Source organism: Streptomyces sp. NPDC088387 (genome assembly GCF_044753385.1).
Lineage (GTDB): Bacteria > Actinomycetota > Actinomycetes > Streptomycetales > Streptomycetaceae > Streptomyces.
In genome coordinates, this window is the sequence record NZ_JBIVNC010000018.1 from 1 (window position 1) to 14,501 (window position 14,501).

The 14,501-nt window shown below is 69.1% G+C and carries 18 protein-coding genes; 5 read left to right on the top strand and 13 right to left on the bottom strand.

The window, feature by feature from the left end; all coding sequences use genetic code 11:
- Positions 1–422 precede the first annotated feature (422 nt).
- From ACIQAC_RS34945 to ACIQAC_RS34965, 5 genes are all read right to left on the bottom strand, one after another.
- Positions 423–848, bottom strand: a complete 426-nt coding sequence (locus ACIQAC_RS34945; RefSeq protein WP_402198421.1) for a hypothetical protein — start codon at positions 846–848, stop codon at positions 423–425.
- Positions 849–1,631: 783 nt separating this feature from the next.
- Complete coding sequence (locus tag ACIQAC_RS34950; protein ID WP_402198752.1) at positions 1,632–2,366, bottom strand: NADPH-dependent F420 reductase; 735 nt, start codon at positions 2,364–2,366, stop codon at positions 1,632–1,634.
- A gap of 301 nt (positions 2,367–2,667) precedes the next feature.
- A complete protein-coding gene (locus ACIQAC_RS34955) occupies positions 2,668–2,931 on the bottom strand; it encodes a hypothetical protein (RefSeq protein ID WP_402198423.1) in 264 nt (87 codons plus the stop codon).
- A gap of 7 nt (positions 2,932–2,938) precedes the next feature.
- Complete coding sequence (locus ACIQAC_RS34960; RefSeq protein WP_402198425.1) at positions 2,939–3,166, bottom strand: hypothetical protein; 228 nt, start codon at positions 3,164–3,166, stop codon at positions 2,939–2,941.
- Positions 3,167–3,559: 393 nt separating this feature from the next.
- Positions 3,560–4,129 (bottom strand): hypothetical protein, encoded by a 570-nt coding sequence (locus ACIQAC_RS34965; protein WP_402198427.1) that lies wholly within the window; start codon positions 4,127–4,129, stop codon positions 3,560–3,562.
- 246 nt (positions 4,130–4,375) lie between these two features.
- Between ACIQAC_RS34965 and ACIQAC_RS34970 the strand changes: the two genes are divergently transcribed.
- On the top strand, positions 4,376–4,846 hold the full coding sequence (locus tag ACIQAC_RS34970) for a hemerythrin domain-containing protein (protein ID WP_402198429.1): 471 nt from the start codon (positions 4,376–4,378) through the stop codon (positions 4,844–4,846).
- A 182-nt stretch (positions 4,847–5,028) separates the two neighbouring features.
- Here ACIQAC_RS34970 and ACIQAC_RS34975 read toward each other — a convergent pair whose 3' ends face one another.
- Both ACIQAC_RS34975 and ACIQAC_RS34980 read right to left on the bottom strand, forming a co-directional pair.
- Complete coding sequence (locus ACIQAC_RS34975) at positions 5,029–5,478, bottom strand: peptidoglycan-binding protein (protein WP_402198431.1); 450 nt, start codon at positions 5,476–5,478, stop codon at positions 5,029–5,031.
- A 166-nt stretch (positions 5,479–5,644) separates the two neighbouring features.
- Positions 5,645–6,061, bottom strand: coding sequence for a peptidoglycan-binding protein (locus ACIQAC_RS34980; protein ID WP_402198432.1), 417 nt, complete (start codon positions 6,059–6,061; stop codon positions 5,645–5,647).
- A 478-nt stretch (positions 6,062–6,539) separates the two neighbouring features.
- Between ACIQAC_RS34980 and ACIQAC_RS34985 the strand changes: the two genes are divergently transcribed.
- From ACIQAC_RS34985 to ACIQAC_RS34995, 3 genes are all read left to right on the top strand, one after another.
- Positions 6,540–7,004: a peptidoglycan-binding protein gene (locus ACIQAC_RS34985; RefSeq protein ID WP_402198435.1), complete on the top strand. Its 465-nt coding sequence runs from the start codon at positions 6,540–6,542 to the stop codon at positions 7,002–7,004.
- A 311-nt stretch (positions 7,005–7,315) separates the two neighbouring features.
- Complete coding sequence (locus ACIQAC_RS34990; protein ID WP_402198438.1) at positions 7,316–7,699, top strand: peptidoglycan-binding protein; 384 nt, start codon at positions 7,316–7,318, stop codon at positions 7,697–7,699.
- Positions 7,700–7,802: 103 nt separating this feature from the next.
- On the top strand, positions 7,803–8,186 hold the full coding sequence (locus tag ACIQAC_RS34995) for a peptidoglycan-binding protein (RefSeq protein WP_402198440.1): 384 nt from the start codon (positions 7,803–7,805) through the stop codon (positions 8,184–8,186).
- Between the two features lie 4 nt (positions 8,187–8,190).
- Here the strand turns inward: ACIQAC_RS34995 and ACIQAC_RS35000 are convergent, their stop codons facing one another.
- The 3 genes from ACIQAC_RS35000 to ACIQAC_RS35010 all read right to left on the bottom strand — a co-directional run bounded on the left by ACIQAC_RS35000 (position 8,191) and on the right by ACIQAC_RS35010 (position 11,323).
- Complete coding sequence (locus ACIQAC_RS35000; protein WP_402198443.1) at positions 8,191–9,246, bottom strand: ArsR/SmtB family transcription factor; 1,056 nt, start codon at positions 9,244–9,246, stop codon at positions 8,191–8,193.
- 232 nt (positions 9,247–9,478) lie between these two features.
- A complete protein-coding gene (locus ACIQAC_RS35005) occupies positions 9,479–9,817 on the bottom strand; it encodes a MerR family transcriptional regulator (protein WP_402198444.1) in 339 nt (112 codons plus the stop codon).
- A gap of 732 nt (positions 9,818–10,549) precedes the next feature.
- Positions 10,550–11,323, bottom strand: a complete 774-nt coding sequence (locus ACIQAC_RS35010) for an SDR family oxidoreductase (protein ID WP_402198446.1) — start codon at positions 11,321–11,323, stop codon at positions 10,550–10,552.
- Positions 11,324–11,412: 89 nt separating this feature from the next.
- Here ACIQAC_RS35010 and ACIQAC_RS35015 point away from each other — a divergent pair, with 89 nt between their 5' ends.
- Positions 11,413–12,030 (top strand): TetR/AcrR family transcriptional regulator, encoded by a 618-nt coding sequence (locus ACIQAC_RS35015; RefSeq protein ID WP_402198449.1) that lies wholly within the window; start codon positions 11,413–11,415, stop codon positions 12,028–12,030.
- 149 nt (positions 12,031–12,179) lie between these two features.
- On the opposite strand, the gene ACIQAC_RS35020 is transcribed toward ACIQAC_RS35015, so the two are convergent.
- Genes ACIQAC_RS35020 through ACIQAC_RS35030 form a run of 3 tightly spaced genes read right to left on the bottom strand, consistent with a single transcriptional unit; the run spans position 12,180 to position 14,277 of the window.
- Positions 12,180–12,569 (bottom strand): ACT domain-containing protein, encoded by a 390-nt coding sequence (locus tag ACIQAC_RS35020; protein WP_402198452.1) that lies wholly within the window; start codon positions 12,567–12,569, stop codon positions 12,180–12,182.
- Complete coding sequence (locus ACIQAC_RS35025; protein WP_402198454.1) at positions 12,566–13,075, bottom strand: GNAT family N-acetyltransferase; 510 nt, start codon at positions 13,073–13,075, stop codon at positions 12,566–12,568. Before ACIQAC_RS35025 ends, ACIQAC_RS35020 begins: the two co-directional genes overlap by 4 nt.
- Positions 13,072–14,277, bottom strand: coding sequence for a glycosyltransferase (locus tag ACIQAC_RS35030; protein WP_402198457.1), 1,206 nt, complete (start codon positions 14,275–14,277; stop codon positions 13,072–13,074). Before ACIQAC_RS35030 ends, ACIQAC_RS35025 begins: the two co-directional genes overlap by 4 nt.
- Between the last annotated feature and the right edge of the window lie 224 nt (positions 14,278–14,501).

Sequence of the window (14,501 nt, forward strand, 5' to 3'; positions counted from 1 at the left end):
CGCGCGGTCTGCTCCGCAGACACGACGCGCCGTCGCTACGCGACGGCAACTCCCTTGCTCCGCAAGGGAGTTGATGGGTCGTCACTCCGTGACGACCAGCCGAATAGCTCCGCTACCCGGCCAAAAATTCGCTCCGCGAATTCCAAAACGCACCAAGAACGGGGATCCCCCTGGGCGAACTGGAGGTGTCCAGTAACGGAATTGACGTTACTTCAACTGCCTTGTATCTCCCCTGATTTCAGTCCGCCATTTCCTATAACTACCCATCTGAATTTTGGAATCGCGCGGCTGCCAGCTCTGTTCGGTGCGGTGGGTTTTTGGCAGATGGTGGAATTCTGGAGTATCCCCCGACATGCAGCCGTGTGTGAGGCTGGTCGGCGCAGGCGTCCGGCCAGCCCTGGTGAACGCGACGAACATGTGGGTCAGTGGCAGATGATCTCACTGTTGGAGTACACGCGGCCGTCGTCGTGCTGTACGAATCCGCTGATTTCGGCGCAGCGTCCCTCCATGCCACCGACGTAGATAGCCCCGGCATACCTGTCGTAAATCCCCACATCCCACCAGGTGGTCTTCCAATCTGTGCGCCGGATAGTGACCCCCATGCCGTGCTCTCCCTCTGCCACGTCGTAGGTCATCGCACAGAGTTGGCTGCTACTGCCGGCAATCCTCCAGACGTCGATGTAGGCATGACCGTCCCCCAGGTGGATGGCGTCGTATCGGCTGCCCTTGCAGTAGGAGAACGGACCCGCGTAGCCGGGGGGCGCATCGTTGGGGTCGGTCGCCGACGCCACACCCGCCCCGCCCGTTACGGTGGTTGCCGCCGCTACGACAACCGCAATCGCGGACATGAACCACGTTCTAGTACCGAATCTGATCATTGTGTCCCCCGGATCGACAGACCTTCAACTTTGCCAGTCTCACCGCACGTTCGTGAAAGCGGTAGGGGGCACAGTGGCCGATGCCCCCATCGATCAGCGCCCAATTTTCGCTGAGACAAAGCTCGACACCCGTGCAGCAGGGCACTCGAATGCAAGCACAAGGACCCGAGTGTCACCAAGGTCATGGCGGCCGACCACACGCACACCGCGCTCGCCCTGTGCACGACGGCCGAGGACGTGATCGGGCTGATGAACGAGCTCGTCCAGAAGGGGCTGTCGATCCCGGACCTGGTGATGAATCCCGTGCCGACGGCGTCTGCGCCCATGGCGGCCACACGCGGAGGTGGTCAGGTGGATCCGAGGCGTCGCCGGTGGGCGCGGAGCGGCTCCGCATCCGAAACCATTGCCGAAGAGGTGCGTGTGACCGACGGTCCGGGTTCCGCAGTCGTCCTGATCACCGGCGTGATGGCGTCGGGCAAGCCGCCGCAGCCTTCCATCGGCCTGAGGCAAGAGGCTGGCGAAGCCTTCCGCCTGGACGCCGTGCGGGGCGTGCTCAGGTGTCTGTTCGCCGCAGAACGGCCCGGGATCGATCACCGCGAGCAGACAGCAAGGACGGCCCCGAGCCTCCTGCCTGGCAGGAGTCAAACGTGGGCTCGTGCCGGGAACGCAAACGAGCCCGGATCGTGGAGATCCGGGCCGGACGGACCGCGCCTGCCTCTTGAGGTCGTCAACCCTGCGACGGTCTCCCGGTCGTCATCCGCGGAAGTCCGCCTTCCGCTCCGGGGATGCCTCGGACAGAGCCTTCGTGACGCCGTCGACGCCGTCGCGCAGTCCGTAGACCGGGGTACCGGGCTGCTGGCGCCAGGAGTCGTCGAGGCCGCCCGCGTCGACGGTGTCGAAGCCGAGCTCGTCGATCAGGGCCCGCACCTTCGCCTTCGCGACCTGATCGTCGCCCGCGACCGGGACCGCCAGCCGGGCGGGGTCACCGGCCGGCAGCGGGCGGTCGAGGATGTCCTGGGCGAAAGTACCGTTGAAGGCCTTGATCACCGGGTGGCCGATCTGGCCCGCGGTCCAGCCGCTCTCGGTCAGGCCTTCATCCTCGATGGCGCCGATGCGGCCGTCACGCTGCGGGTAGTAGTTGCCGGTGTCGATGACGGCGAAGCCGTCGGCCGCCCCTTCCAGCAGCCCGGACGGCAGGCCTGAGACCGCCTTCAGGGGGACGGTGACGACGACGACCTCCGCGCCGCGCGCCGCCTCCTGGGCGGTCACGGGCGTCGCGCCGGTCTCCTCGGCCAGCGCGGTGAGCGTCTGGGGACCGCGGGAGTTGGCGACCGAGACGTCGTGCCCGAGGGCGGTCAGCCGGCGGGTGAGGTTGCCGCCGATGTTGCCCGCACCGATGATGCCGATCTTCATAACAGACCCTTCCTGAATCAATGCACACGCATGTTCCTTGCGGCGCCAACCCCGCGAACTGCCGGGGTATTCCAGGCACTACGCCGATCGGGGCAGCGAGTTGTGCCGCGTGGGACTCGTCGGTCCTTCGCCAACGCAGGCGGCCGACTCACCGGCCCTGGACCCGCCCGCGGCCGCATGCGTTGACGCCGCCGCCGAGGTTGCTGTCGTTGTCCGCGGCAGCGGGGGTGGCACGGGCGAGGACGGCGGCGGCCAGCAGGCCGCCCGGCAGTGACCCGCGCGAAGGGTCGTTCCGGCCCCGTCGGAGAGCATCCGGCGTCCGGTCACCTCGCCTGTCTCTCCGACGACCCGGGAACAGGACCTGTACGTGGGACGGTCACAGGCCGGCGATGTCTCCGGCTCTTTTGGATACGGAGTCGATCGCGTCCGTCACCACGTTGCGCCGTCGGGCGCGTGCGGCCTGGTAGGCCGGTACCAGTCGTGCGGCGGTCTGTACGGCGTGGGCGTCCGGGTCGCCGAAGGCGGTGCGCGGATGTTCTGCGGTCTGCGCGCAGTGTGCCGTTACCTCCTTGACCGCCTGGAGCACGATCGCGCGGTCCACGCCCGGCTGCATGGCCAGCCGCACCTGAAAGCGCGCCATCCACCTTTCACGGTCCTTCTCCTCGGCCGCCCGCGCGCTCCGGTCCTTCTTCGAGCACATAGCGGCGTTGCTCGACCAGCAGCAGCACCTGCACGAGAAGATCCGGTGGTACGAGTCGCAGGTGGTCGGAGATCTGGACGCCGGGGCGGTGTCCGTGGAACCGGCGGCGGCCAAGGGGTCGTAGCTCACCGAGGTTGTGGGCGGGTCTCGGTGCTGTCGCCTCGCTCTCGCGCAACTGTCGACGCGACGGTGAGCAGCGGCCTCGTGCTGTCCCGCAGTACCTCTGCCGGGGTTTCTCATCCCCTTGACCTTTGGCGAGTAATTGCCATGAGGGTCAGCGAGAGGCCGCCCATAGTCGCAAGTATCCCGGCTCCCAGGAGCGCGTAATTATCGCTTCGAGTACCTAGGATGAGACATAACAGGCCGAACGCTGTTCCTATCGCTACGGAAAATGTCAGTTTCTTGGCCGGGCTCATCGAAATGACATGCTCCGTTTGCTTGTCTCCTGCTGACCGAGGAGACCTCAGCCCGCCGCATACAGGACCGCACCCGCAGCCTGACCAGCACACCAGTCGTATCCGTCAAAGCGGAGCAAGCTCATCCGGCGGGACCGAGAAGCCGTCTGTTCTCAGTCCTGTCGTGGGCTCAAGGCGGGGTCCTGCGCCGGGCGGTCGGTCAGCTGACGCTCGACTCGGTGGAAGCGGTCGATGTTGGTTCGGCGCATCCACCACATGCCGCCGACGAAGCCGAGACCGCCGACTGTCCAGGCAATGCCCGCCACGGTGCTGCCGTCCACGAGGAGGACTACGCCCAGCGCGACGAGGATCAACAACAGCGCCGGGAAGGCCAGCATCAGTTTGCTGTGCATCGTCTTCTGGCGGCGGTGCACCAACTGGAGCATGGCCTGCCGCAGCGCCGGGTCATCGGGGATGTCCCCCCGGCGGATCCGCCGCTCCAGGACGGGTACGTCGTCGGTCTCCAGGCCACTCGCGCGCGCGTCACCCCGCTGCCGGCGGCGGATCATCACGGTGAAAACGATCGCGTAGAACCCGGCGCCGGCGACGGCAGCCACCCAGTTGCCGAGATCCTGGAAGAGCAGCCGGACCCCGAGACCGATGGCCAGCGCCATCAAACCGACGACCCACCACTTGTCGACCCACCGTCTCCCCGACTTCAGGTCCGTCTGCCGACCAGCCATCCCGGCCCTCCCACCCCTGCGGAGCACGCCTTCCGCGCCCCAGGACCGCCGGATACCCCCTGTTCAGCAGATGACGCCCAGTCACTTCCTGGCTCCGCGCTGCGGCAGCGACCGGGGCGCCGACATGGTGCCCAACCGGCGCGGTACTGTGGGGCAGCGTCGCGTGCCGGTGGCAGACCGTGTCAGGCATGGAGGCGCCGGATCGAAGGAAGCCGACGATGAATTTGTCGCACCCTTCGTTCTCGCGTGACTGAGCGCGAGACGACCAGGCTCATCGCCTGGAGCCAAGAACTGCGCCGGGTACATGGCCGGCTGCGGGAAGCGTTGTCCGTGACCCGTGCCGCGCTCGCCGACGGTGCTCCGGGTGAGGCGGCCGCCCGTGAACTGCTGCTGTACTGCCATGGCTTCTGTGCGGCTCTCGACAGCCATCATCAGGGTGAGGACCGCACCCTGTTCCCGGCCATCGCAGCCGCGCATCCCGAGCTTCGGCCGGTACTGCGTGCGCTCGAGCAGGATCACTCGATGATCGCCCACCTGCTCGGCGGCCTCCAGGCCGCGGTCGAGCGGGCCGCGCCGCCCGAGGAACTCGACCACCACCTCGAAGGCATCGCCGCGATCATGGAGAACCACTTCCGTTACGAGGAGCGGCAGTTGCTCACCGTGCTCGAGACTCTTGAGCTTGCAGCCGTACCCGGTGAGGTGCTGGGTCCGCTGTGACCCGGGCCGGACAGCGAGTGGTGGTGACCACCGTCTTCAGGGTGATCACTTGCGTGGACAGGTCGCAAGATGCCGAGTGCCCACTTCCGCGCGACGATCGGCGGTGATGCGCCTGCTCACACGGCCGAGCACATGGCATCTCGGCCGGAGCGGACGACGCCCGTGTGAGCAGGACGGCTGGGTCAGCAGTAGCCCTTCGCCGTCTCGGAGAACCGGGCGAACGCGGCCTGGGTCCCCGGCCCGGCGACGCCGTCGATCAGTCCGGTGTAACCCCAGGCGCGCTTGAGAGCACGCTGCAATGCCATCACTGTCTGGGGACCGACGATCCCGTCGATCGCCCCGTTGTAGTCGGAGTAGTCCTGGGCGGCGAGATAGCGTTGCATGGCCTTCCAGCTGTTGGTGCCCAGTGCCCCGTCGATCAAGCCGTTGTATTCCCAGCCATAGGCGAGAAAGCACTGCACGTGCTTGGCCTGGGTGGCGGTCAGGCCAAGGTTGACCACGGCGGTCGCCGCCTGCGGAGCGGCGACGGGGGGTGTCGGGGCCGCGGTTGCGGCACCGGAGACGCTCACGGTGGTCAGGGCAGTAACGGCGATAGCGGTGGCGAGAGCCTTCGTCAGGAAGCTGTGACGCAAGAGAGTTCGTCCTTCCGGGTTGTCGGGTGATTGCGCAGCGGTCGCCGCAGTTCACGGGCCGCAGGGCTGGCGGGCCGATGCGTCAGGCGGTCGCCGACCCGGCGCCGACCACGACCGGCACGTGCCGCTGGGAGCCGAGTGGATCGGCTCCCAGCGGCAGGTGCCATCAGAAGAACATCTGGTAGTAGTAGCTGCCCGCGCGGGCAAAGGCCGCCTGCGTTCCCGCCCCCGCGATGCCGTCGAGCGGTCCGGTGTAGCCCCAGTCCTCCTTCAGCCACCTCTGCAGAGCGACGATGGTCTTCGGGCCCGGAACGCCGTCGAGGGCACCGTCGTAGCCGTGGAACCACTTGAGCATCTGCTGCATGGCCTTCCAGCTGTCGGGGCCGAGAGCCCCGTCATTGACCATGCTGCTGTCGAGGTCGTAGGCCATCAGCATCGCCTGCATGCCCTTGGCCTGGTTGGTGCTCAACCCCAGGTTGACCACGGCGGTGGTCCCGTACGTCCCGGCGCTCGTGGCGCTCGGCCCGGCGGCAAAGCCCGCGCCCGCGCCGGCAAGGCCGACGGCCGTGAGGCCGAGCGCCAAGGACGCTGTGATCAAGGATCTGGTGAATATTCCCGGCCGCACGAAATCTCCCCTTGTCGTGGCGATGGTGATCGCGGTGCACAGCCTTCCCGGCAAGTGGGGGAAGGCCCGTGATGCGAGTGCGTGACGCCCCTTGCTCCGGTCCCGCCCCTGGACCCTAGGGTCATCGTGGCCTTCGGGCTTTGTCCTGCGCGCGCGGAACTGTGTCAGTAGCGCACCACCTCAAGGCGGTACCGCATCGGGCGAGACTCTGGGCCTGTTGCGGCGGCGCCGAGTTGGAGCTGTGCACCACTGACACAGTTCCCTGCACAGGTGACAAAGCTCGAAGGCCACGATGGCCCTAAGGTCCATGGGCGAGGCCAGATAAACCCGTAAGACCTCGCGTGTAAGGGCGCGGAATTTGCCGCTCCTTGAATTTCATTTCCCCTGTCCCGCCCTGCCGGGCGAGGCAGTTGAGAGGAAAATAATGCGACCTGCCTTGACGAGGACATTCGTCAGCGCTGCCACCATCATCGGACTCGCCGCCGGAAGTTTGGCGGGCGCCACCATCAGCTCTGCGGCATCCGAGCCGACCGCCAGGCCTGTGGCGAGCACACAGGACGTTTCCGTTCTCGCGGTGAACAACCTCGGCCAGACCGTCAGCCGGGCGAAGAACTGGCAGTGCTTCCTGACCCAGTCCGGTTACGAACCCTGGGAGCACAACGGGCTGCTGGGCACCGACAGCTGGAAGGCCGCGCAGCGGCTGTTCAACGCGCGTGGCTACAACGGAGGCAGGACCTTGGTCGTCGACGGAATCGTCGGACCCTACACGATCAAGGCATTGCAGCGCTTCTTGAACCATTTTGGCTTCCGCCTTGACGTTGACGGAATCGTCGGACCGAAGACCACGGCTGCCTTCTCGGAATTCAACGACGTCCCAGTTCACGATTCCCGATGTGTGTGAGCCAAGTTGAGCCTGCGGCTGTACCCGGCGAGGTGCTGGGTCCGATATGGCTGCGGGCCGGGCAACGAGACGTGCTCTGCGGCGCGGTTTGCGCCGGCCTGCCGTTGAGTCAGCGGTTGCCGGGGCTTGTTCATTGACTGTCGGGTCAGCTTCCGATTGTGCAGCACAGGAACGTCTATAGCGTTCTGACCTGTGCTTTTAGGTCAGCGTTTAAGGACCTGGCTGGGCGCGTGCCGGTCGGGCCATGCTGTGCGGAAATCCAGGGTGGAGGGGCACACCGCTTCTCCGGAACCCGCTGATGAGGAGAGTCCATGAAGCGCATCCGTACTGCCGCCGTGTCGACCGCCTTAGCCGCGACCGTCATCGCCGGCAGCACCCTACTGGCGGCCGGCCCGGCCTCTGCCGCGCCGACCCGCGACGTGGCCGCCACCGGCGTTGTCGACGCGTCCGCCTGGTACTGCGGCTGGGACAACCGGGTGACGCCGCCCACCATCCGCTTCGGCAGCAGCGGCAACACGGTCCGTGAGGCCCAGTGCCTGCTCATTTCGCTCGGCTACTCCGTCGGTTCGTCCGGGGTCGACGGCCAGTTCGGTGCCAACACCCGCTCCGCCGTCTACGCCCTCCAGGGCGACTACGGGCTCGCGGTCGACGGCATTGTCGGCCCGAACACCTGGAACTGTCTGCGCAACTGCTGATCGCCGCGCGGTGAGCCGCCCCGGGCCTCCGGGGCGGCTTCATCCGTTGTGCACCCACTGAGGAAACCCCACTGAGGAAGACCCGCTGAGGAAGGAAGCGCTCATGTCATCCCTACGCTCGATTGCGGTGGCCGCGGCAGCCGTCGCCCTGACCGCCGCTCTCGGCACGCCGGCCGTCGCCCTGACCGCCGGCCCTCACCGCACCGACGTCGCCGCGCCCGCCGATGTCCAGCCGGCCGCCTGGTTCTGCGGCTACGACAACCGCGTGACACCGCCCACCATCAGCTACCCCAGCACCGGCAACACGGTCAAGGAACTGCAGTGCCTGCTGACCCGGTGCGGCTACTACGCGGGTCCCATCACCGGCATCTTCGACGCGGCGACAGCGGCCGCCCTGCGCCACTTCCAGAACGACCACGGCATCCCCTACGACGGGACCGTCGGCCCCCGGACCTGGAACGCGCTGCGCAACTGCGACGTGGCCTGAGGCGTCAGGGGCCGGCCGCTCTGAGCAGCGCCGAACCCAGCGGGGTCGGGGTGTGCACCACGGTGTTGCCCTGCCGTGTCGAGGTGGTCAGGCCCGCCGCCCGCAACGTCGTGGCGTGCAGGCTCGCCGTGGGCGCGGTGACTCCCGTGCGGCGGGCCAGTTCACCTGTGGTGCAGCTGTTCTTGATGACCGTGAGGCATGCGGCTCTCGTCGGTCCCAGCAGGTTCGCCAGCGCCTGGGCTCCGGGAGCGTGGTCGGGGCCGGTCCACCACTGCGGTCCCCGCTCGACCGGATACAGCAGCACCGGCGGCAGCCCGGGACGGACGACGGTCACGGGCCGGCGCCAGCAGAACGCGGCGGGCGCCAGCACCAGCCCCCGCCCGGACAGCGCGATGTCGCGCTCCGCCGGATGGGCCACCTCAAGCACCGGCGCGTGCCACAGCATTGCCGGCCGCATGGCGGCCAGCAGTCCTTCGCTCCCGTGGCTGAGGACGGTGCGGGCCCTCGCGGCGCGTTCCGCGTCGACAAGTGAGCGCACCCGGGGCCAGAAGGGAGCGATCGCCGCATGGTGGTAGGCGCGAAGTGCCGTGCCGAGCCGCGCCAGTGCTTGCGGCTCGCCCTCGGCCAGCGGCCGCAGCCACGACGGTGCGCCCGGCAGCGCCGACAGTTCCCTGCGCAGCTGGGCGCGCGGGGTGGCGAGCACCGTCTCGATCCCCGCCTCGGTGCCGGCCTCGGTGCCGGCCTCGGTGCCGGCGTCGGTGCCGTGCTCCGTGCGCTGGGGGGTCAGGAAGCCGGGGAGGTCGCCTGCCGGGGGCACCAGGTGGCGCAGCAGTCGTACATGGCGCTGTGGCATGCGGGAGAGCCGGCCGCGGGCCTGTGCCCGCCACGGGTCGAAGACGGCGCCGCCCCGGGTGCCGCGGAGCAGCCTGATGCTCAGCACGGTTTCCCACAGGGGGTCCGGGCTGCTCGCGAACCTGACCTGGAAGAGATCCTCAGTGGTGATGTGCACGCGCAGCATGGCATCCCCCGCACAGCCGTCCCCCGGCTTGCTGCGGCTCACTGTGCACCACTCCCGTCGCGGCCAGGAAGCTCTTTCACGCCACCCCGGCTACCGGCCACGGGAGGGGCGGGGCCGGGTGCCTGTTCCTGAAGCGGGCATGTGCCGCGGCCGATGCGACGGTCGCCGTTGGGGGTCCGCACCACACGAAGTTGCCCGGAACGCCTGCGTTCCGGGCAGCATGCGTGGGCGGCGGCCGTGAAGCTCGCGGGCGAGCCCTCGGGGCACGGCCGTTTCAGGCCGGGGCCGTCGGGTTCGCCGACTGTTCGGCGCGGCGGTACTCGTCGTTGATGCGCTGGGCTTCTTCGAGCTGGTCTTCGAGAACGATGATGCGGCAGGCGGCCTCGATGGGGGTGCCGCGGTCGACGAGTTCCCGCGCGCGGGCGGCGATGCGCAGCTGGTAGCGGGAGTAGCGGCGGTGGCCGCCTTCGGAACGGAGCGGGGTGATGAGGCGGGCTTCGCCGATGGCGCGGAGGAAGCCCTGGGTCGTGCCGAGCAGTTCGGCGGCCCGGCCCATCGTGTAGGCGGGGTAGTCCTCGTCGTCGATACGGCCGAACGAGTCGTCTGCTGTCATCTGCACCTCTCTGTGGAACGCGTCGAGGGGCCTTGGTGCCGTACGGCACCAAGGCCCCGAAGGAACTGCTACACCATCTGCCGGCCGTGGTACTGCGCCGGCGCTCTGTTTCCACAACCCCGACCTGGATGCTGTCGGGGGTGCTGGGATCGCGGTTGCTTGACCGGAGACCACCTCACTATCGATGTCCTGCGGTACCCGGGTTCAAGATGTCTGCCCGGGCGATCCTGATGGCGCGCGGCTCCTCCGTTCTTCCCTCTGGGATCAGCTGCCTACAAGCGGGGTCCTGCGTACTGCTGGGTCCTGCGGACTGCACTTACGGGTACTGCCACCGCGTCAGCCGCGGTCCTTGTTCGCGGCGGCCCCTGATCACTGCGGGCCACCCGGTCCGGTCGTCAGTCCCGTCGCCGTCCTGCAACGCTCTGGCTTCGCGACTCCACCACCGCACCGTCCTGCGCACTGCAACTGCGTGTACTGCCGGCCGGCAGTTCGTCTCTGCCAGGCCTCGTTGATCTCGGCTACGAGAGAAACCATAACCACGCCCCCACCCCAATGTCTACTGCGACAAACACAGATTTCCGCGCGTTCGACGGTGAGACAGTCGGCCTCGAACAGTGACGCTCGAACAGTGACGCTCGAACAGTGGCGCGGGAAGGCGCGAAGCCGTCACGGCCCCGGTCAACGGGCAGGCCCGGCGCGCCTGGCTGTGCTGCTGTCACCCGCATAGACGGCTCACAGTCCGGCGCCTCCCGTCGCGTCGATGACCCGGCCGGTCACCCAGCGCGCGTCGTCGGAGGCGAGGAAGGCCACGATGTCGGCGACATCCTGCGGCTGCCCGATCCGGCCGAGGGCGGCCAGCGATGCCGCGTGTGCCTGGGCCTGCGGATTGCCGCGCAGCCAGGCCGCGTTGAGGTCCGTGTCGATGATCCCGGGGGCCACCGAGTTGGCGGTGATGCCCCGGGGGCCCAGTTCCTTGGCGAGGTTGAGGGTGAAGGTGTCCAGTGCGCCTTTGGTGGCGCCGTAGGCGATGATCTCCGGCATGGCCAGGCGGGCGGCGCCGCTGGAGATGTTGATGATCCGGCCTCCGTCGCGCAGGCGCGGCAGTCCCTGCTGGACGATGAAGAACGGTGCGCGCACGTTCACGGCGAAGACCTCGTCGAAGCCGTCCTCGGTCAGCGAGGCCAGCGCCTCGCCGCTTCCGATGCCGGCGTTGTTGACGATGATGTCGAGTTTCCCGTCGGGCGTGTGGTCCTTGCCCACGGCGTCGAAGGCGGCCCACAGGCGCGCTGCGCCGCCGTGCCCTTCCAGCTGCGCGCGCAGCGCGAAGGCCCGTCCCCCGTTCTTCCGGATGTCTTCGACGGTCTCGCTCGCCGCTCTCTCGTCGCAGGCGTAGGCGACGGCTACGGCGGCGCCGTCGCGTGCGAGCCGTTGTGCGATGGCCCGGCCGATGCCCCGGCCGGCGCCGGTGACCAGGGCGATTTTGCCCTCAAGTGCTGCTGTGGTCATGACTGTTGCCCGCCCCCCATATTTGTTGAGTGATAACTCAAGAATGAACGTAGCACGAGTTCTTGAGCGCACGCTCTAAAATCGGGGGCATGAGTGGATCAGGCGTGAAACGGGGCCGGCCCCCGACGTTCGACCGCGCGACGGCCCTGGCAGCCGCCACCCGGCTGTTCTGGGAGCACGGCTACGAGGCCACCTCCGTCGGCGAGCTGACCCGGGCGATGGGCATCAGACCCGGCAGCCTCTACGCCGCCTTCGGGGACAAGAAGTCCCTGTTCAAAGAGGTGGTCCACACCTACGGACGCTCTCGCGTCGGTGCGTTCGTCGCCGGCGCCCTCACCGAGGAGCCCACGGCCTACGCCGCGTTCGGCCGCATCCTGCGCGAGGCGGCGGCCCTCTACCCCGACCCCTCCCACCCGCCCGGCTGTCTGACCATCAGCGCCGCCACCAACGTCACCGTCCAGGACGCCGAGGTCGCCACCTTCCTGCGCGACCTGCGCAACGCGAACCTGGCCGCCCTGGAAACACGCCTGAGCACCGCGCAGCAGCAGGGAGAACTCCCCGCCGCGGCCAGCCCCCGCGCCCTGGCCGCGTACTTCGCCGCAGTCATCCAGGGCATGTCCCAGCGCGCCCGGGACGGTGCAACGGCCCCCGAACTCACCGAAACCGCGGAACTGGCGCTGGCCGCCTGGCCCCGGGCGCAGGACTGAGCGCCTCGCGGCGGGGTGCGGAAAAGGACCGCGACGGCCAGCAGGGTCACGGCGCGCAGAGGCTCGTTCAGGCCTCCCCGGACCCATTGGTGACCCTCGCTCAAGGCTCCGGCGTTTCCCGGTAGCCGTCCGCCGTCGGGCGGGAGGTCTCAGAGGTCGACGAGGTGGCCCGCGGTGCGCAGCGCGCGTGCGGTGTCGGCGAGGCGGTCCTCGGGGACCAGGATCAGGTCGGCGTCGCGGGTGGAGGCGACGAAGACCGGCACCCCGGCTGCGGCAAGCGGGGTCAGCAAGGAGGCCAGCATGCCGACAACGTCCAGGCCGTGTGCGGTGTCGCCGCTGTAGAGGGCGGCCCAGTACTCGGTGCCGTCGGGGTCCGTGGGGGGCTTTGGCGTGGTGGTCTCGCGGACGACGGTCAGGCCTTCCGGGGCGCGGGTCAGGCAGAGCCAGGGGGTGGACAGGGCGCGGTGTTCGTCGGCGGTGTGCTCGATGACGTAGCGGCCGGGCAGCACACGAAGGTGCTGCGGGGCGGCGGTGGTCATCGGGGGGTGCCCTGCGTGAGGTCGAGGGTGAACGTCACCCGGGCGAGGCCGGGGCCGTCGTAGTGCGGCCTGACGGCTGAGGCCGTGAAGCCGAGCCGGGTGTGGAAGGCCTGCGACGCGGTGTTCTCGGGGCTGGTGACGCAGTGCACGCGGCGGCGCCCGTGCGAGCGGGCGAGCGTGCAGAACGCCCGGTACAGGGCCCGTGCGACACCCTGCCCGTGCAGTGCCGGGTCGACGCCGGCGAAGTGCACGTAGGCGGTCTCCGGGTCGGTCTGCGAGAGGAAACCCACCAGGAACGCGGCGACTTCACCGTCTTCGTGCTCGACCAGGAAGCTGGTGGTGGTGAAGTGCTGGAAGTACAGGCGGGGCAGCAGCAGCGCGCGTTCCCTCGCCCCCGCCTCTGCCTTGAGACCGCCCCACCACGTGTCCAGTACGGCGAGCACACGAAGGTGGTCGTCCTCGCGCAGGTGCCGGGCGCTCAGGCCGGCGGGCAGGTCGTTGATCACCTGTGCAGTGTGTCATCCCGCGTGCGGGGCGCGGCGCACGCGTCCGACCGGCTTCCTCCCACCAGTTGCGCCAGCCGCAGTGCCGCGGTGCGGGCGCCGTCCACCGCCTTGAGGCTGCGTGCGGCCCGGGCGGCCTGGAGGCGGCAGTCGTCGTCCGTCAGCAGCTTCTGGACGGCCGCTCGTATCTCTCCCGGGTCGGCGTCGACCCCCACCGTGATGCCGGCGCCGATCTCGTCGACGAACGCCGCCACGATCGACTGGTCGAGGGCCGCGACGCCCGGCTGGTCCGCGGCCTGGCCCACCAGCAGCAGCAGCGGCGCGCCGTGGCTGAGCGCGCGCATCGCGGTGCCGTGCCCGCCGTGGGTGACCACCGCGGCGGCGCGCCGCATCAGGGCGTCGTGCGAGGCGAAGCGTACGGCGTGCGCGTTGTTGGGGACCCGCAGCAGTGCCGGGTCCACGCCCGAGGTGGTGGTGACCACGTGGACGGGCAGGTCCGCCAGGGCGTCGAGGGTGCGCTGGAGTTTGGCCACCGAGCCCTGGCCCTCCTCGGTGCTGAAGCTGACCACGACCAGTGGTGCCGTGTCGTTTCCGGGCCAGGGAAGGTCGAGGTCCTGTACGCGGCTGTCGTCCTCGAGCACGGGGCCGCCGTGGGTGAGGTGCGGCCACGGGGCGCGCCGCGGCCGGTCGAATTCGGCGAGGGCGTTGGCGTGCAGCACGTCGCGCTCGCCCCAGAGTTCGTCGATGCCGGGCAGCGGCCCGTATCCGGAGCGTTCCCTGACGTCGCTCTGCATCCGCAGCAGGGCGCTCATCCCGTCGTAGGTGCGGTGCAGGAAGCTGTGCAGCATGGTCGCCGTGGGGACGCCGAACCGGGGTGCGACGGCGAGTGCGGCGCTGAAGTGCGCGTCGATGACGACCGCTTCGGGGTGTTCGGCGGCGGCGATCTCGAGGAGTTCCTCGGCGACGACGGGTGAGGTGAGGTAGGACAGGACGGCTCCTCGCGGATGCCAGCGGTAGGCCTCCTGGAGGTCCTGCGCCCGGGTCAGTTCCAGCGCGCGGAACCCGGCCCGGCGCACCCGGTCCAGGAGGGTGGCGCGTCCGGCGAAGACGACCTCGTGTCCGAGCCGGCCGAGCGCTCTGGCAATGCCGATGCTGGGCGGCACGTTTCCGCCGCCGTCGAAACACGCCCACAGGAACTTGCTCATCGTTTCCCTCACGTCGAAGGCGGCCGGTGTGCGGCGCGGGCCTTTCTCCTCGCGCGCCACGGTGGACTGTCCCGGCCGGCACCGGTGCCGCGCGAGCGCCGTGTCGCCACAACTGTCAGGTCAGGTCGCCGGCCGCGGACTTGACGGATCCGGTCCGCCGCGTGCGGCTCACGGTCCGGCCGCGTGCCAGTGTCGGCCGACGGTGGCCCGCCCGCCCCCCTTCG

Bases quoted from the DNA above. Each gene is read 5' to 3' on its own strand.
- ACIQAC_RS34945 (WP_402198421.1), bottom strand. From the start codon at position 848: ATGTCCGCGATTGCGGTTGTCGTAGCGGCGGCAACCACCGTAACGGGC.
- ACIQAC_RS35015 (WP_402198449.1), top strand. From the start codon at position 11,413: ATGAGTGGATCAGGCGTGAAACGGGGCCGGCCCCCGACGTTCGACCGC.
- ACIQAC_RS35005 (WP_402198444.1), bottom strand. From the start codon at position 9,817: ATGACAGCAGACGACTCGTTCGGCCGTATCGACGACGAGGACTACCCC.
- ACIQAC_RS35010 (WP_402198446.1), bottom strand. From the start codon at position 11,323: ATGACCACAGCAGCACTTGAGGGCAAAATCGCCCTGGTCACCGGCGCC.
- ACIQAC_RS34995 (WP_402198440.1), top strand. From the start codon at position 7,803: ATGTCATCCCTACGCTCGATTGCGGTGGCCGCGGCAGCCGTCGCCCTG.
- ACIQAC_RS34955 (WP_402198423.1), bottom strand. From the start codon at position 2,931: ATGGCGCGCTTTCAGGTGCGGCTGGCCATGCAGCCGGGCGTGGACCGC.
- ACIQAC_RS34990 (WP_402198438.1), top strand. From the start codon at position 7,316: ATGAAGCGCATCCGTACTGCCGCCGTGTCGACCGCCTTAGCCGCGACC.
- ACIQAC_RS34965 (WP_402198427.1), bottom strand. From the start codon at position 4,129: ATGGCTGGTCGGCAGACGGACCTGAAGTCGGGGAGACGGTGGGTCGAC.
- ACIQAC_RS35030 (WP_402198457.1), bottom strand. From the start codon at position 14,277: ATGAGCAAGTTCCTGTGGGCGTGTTTCGACGGCGGCGGAAACGTGCCG.
- ACIQAC_RS35020 (WP_402198452.1), bottom strand. From the start codon at position 12,569: ATGACCACCGCCGCCCCGCAGCACCTTCGTGTGCTGCCCGGCCGCTAC.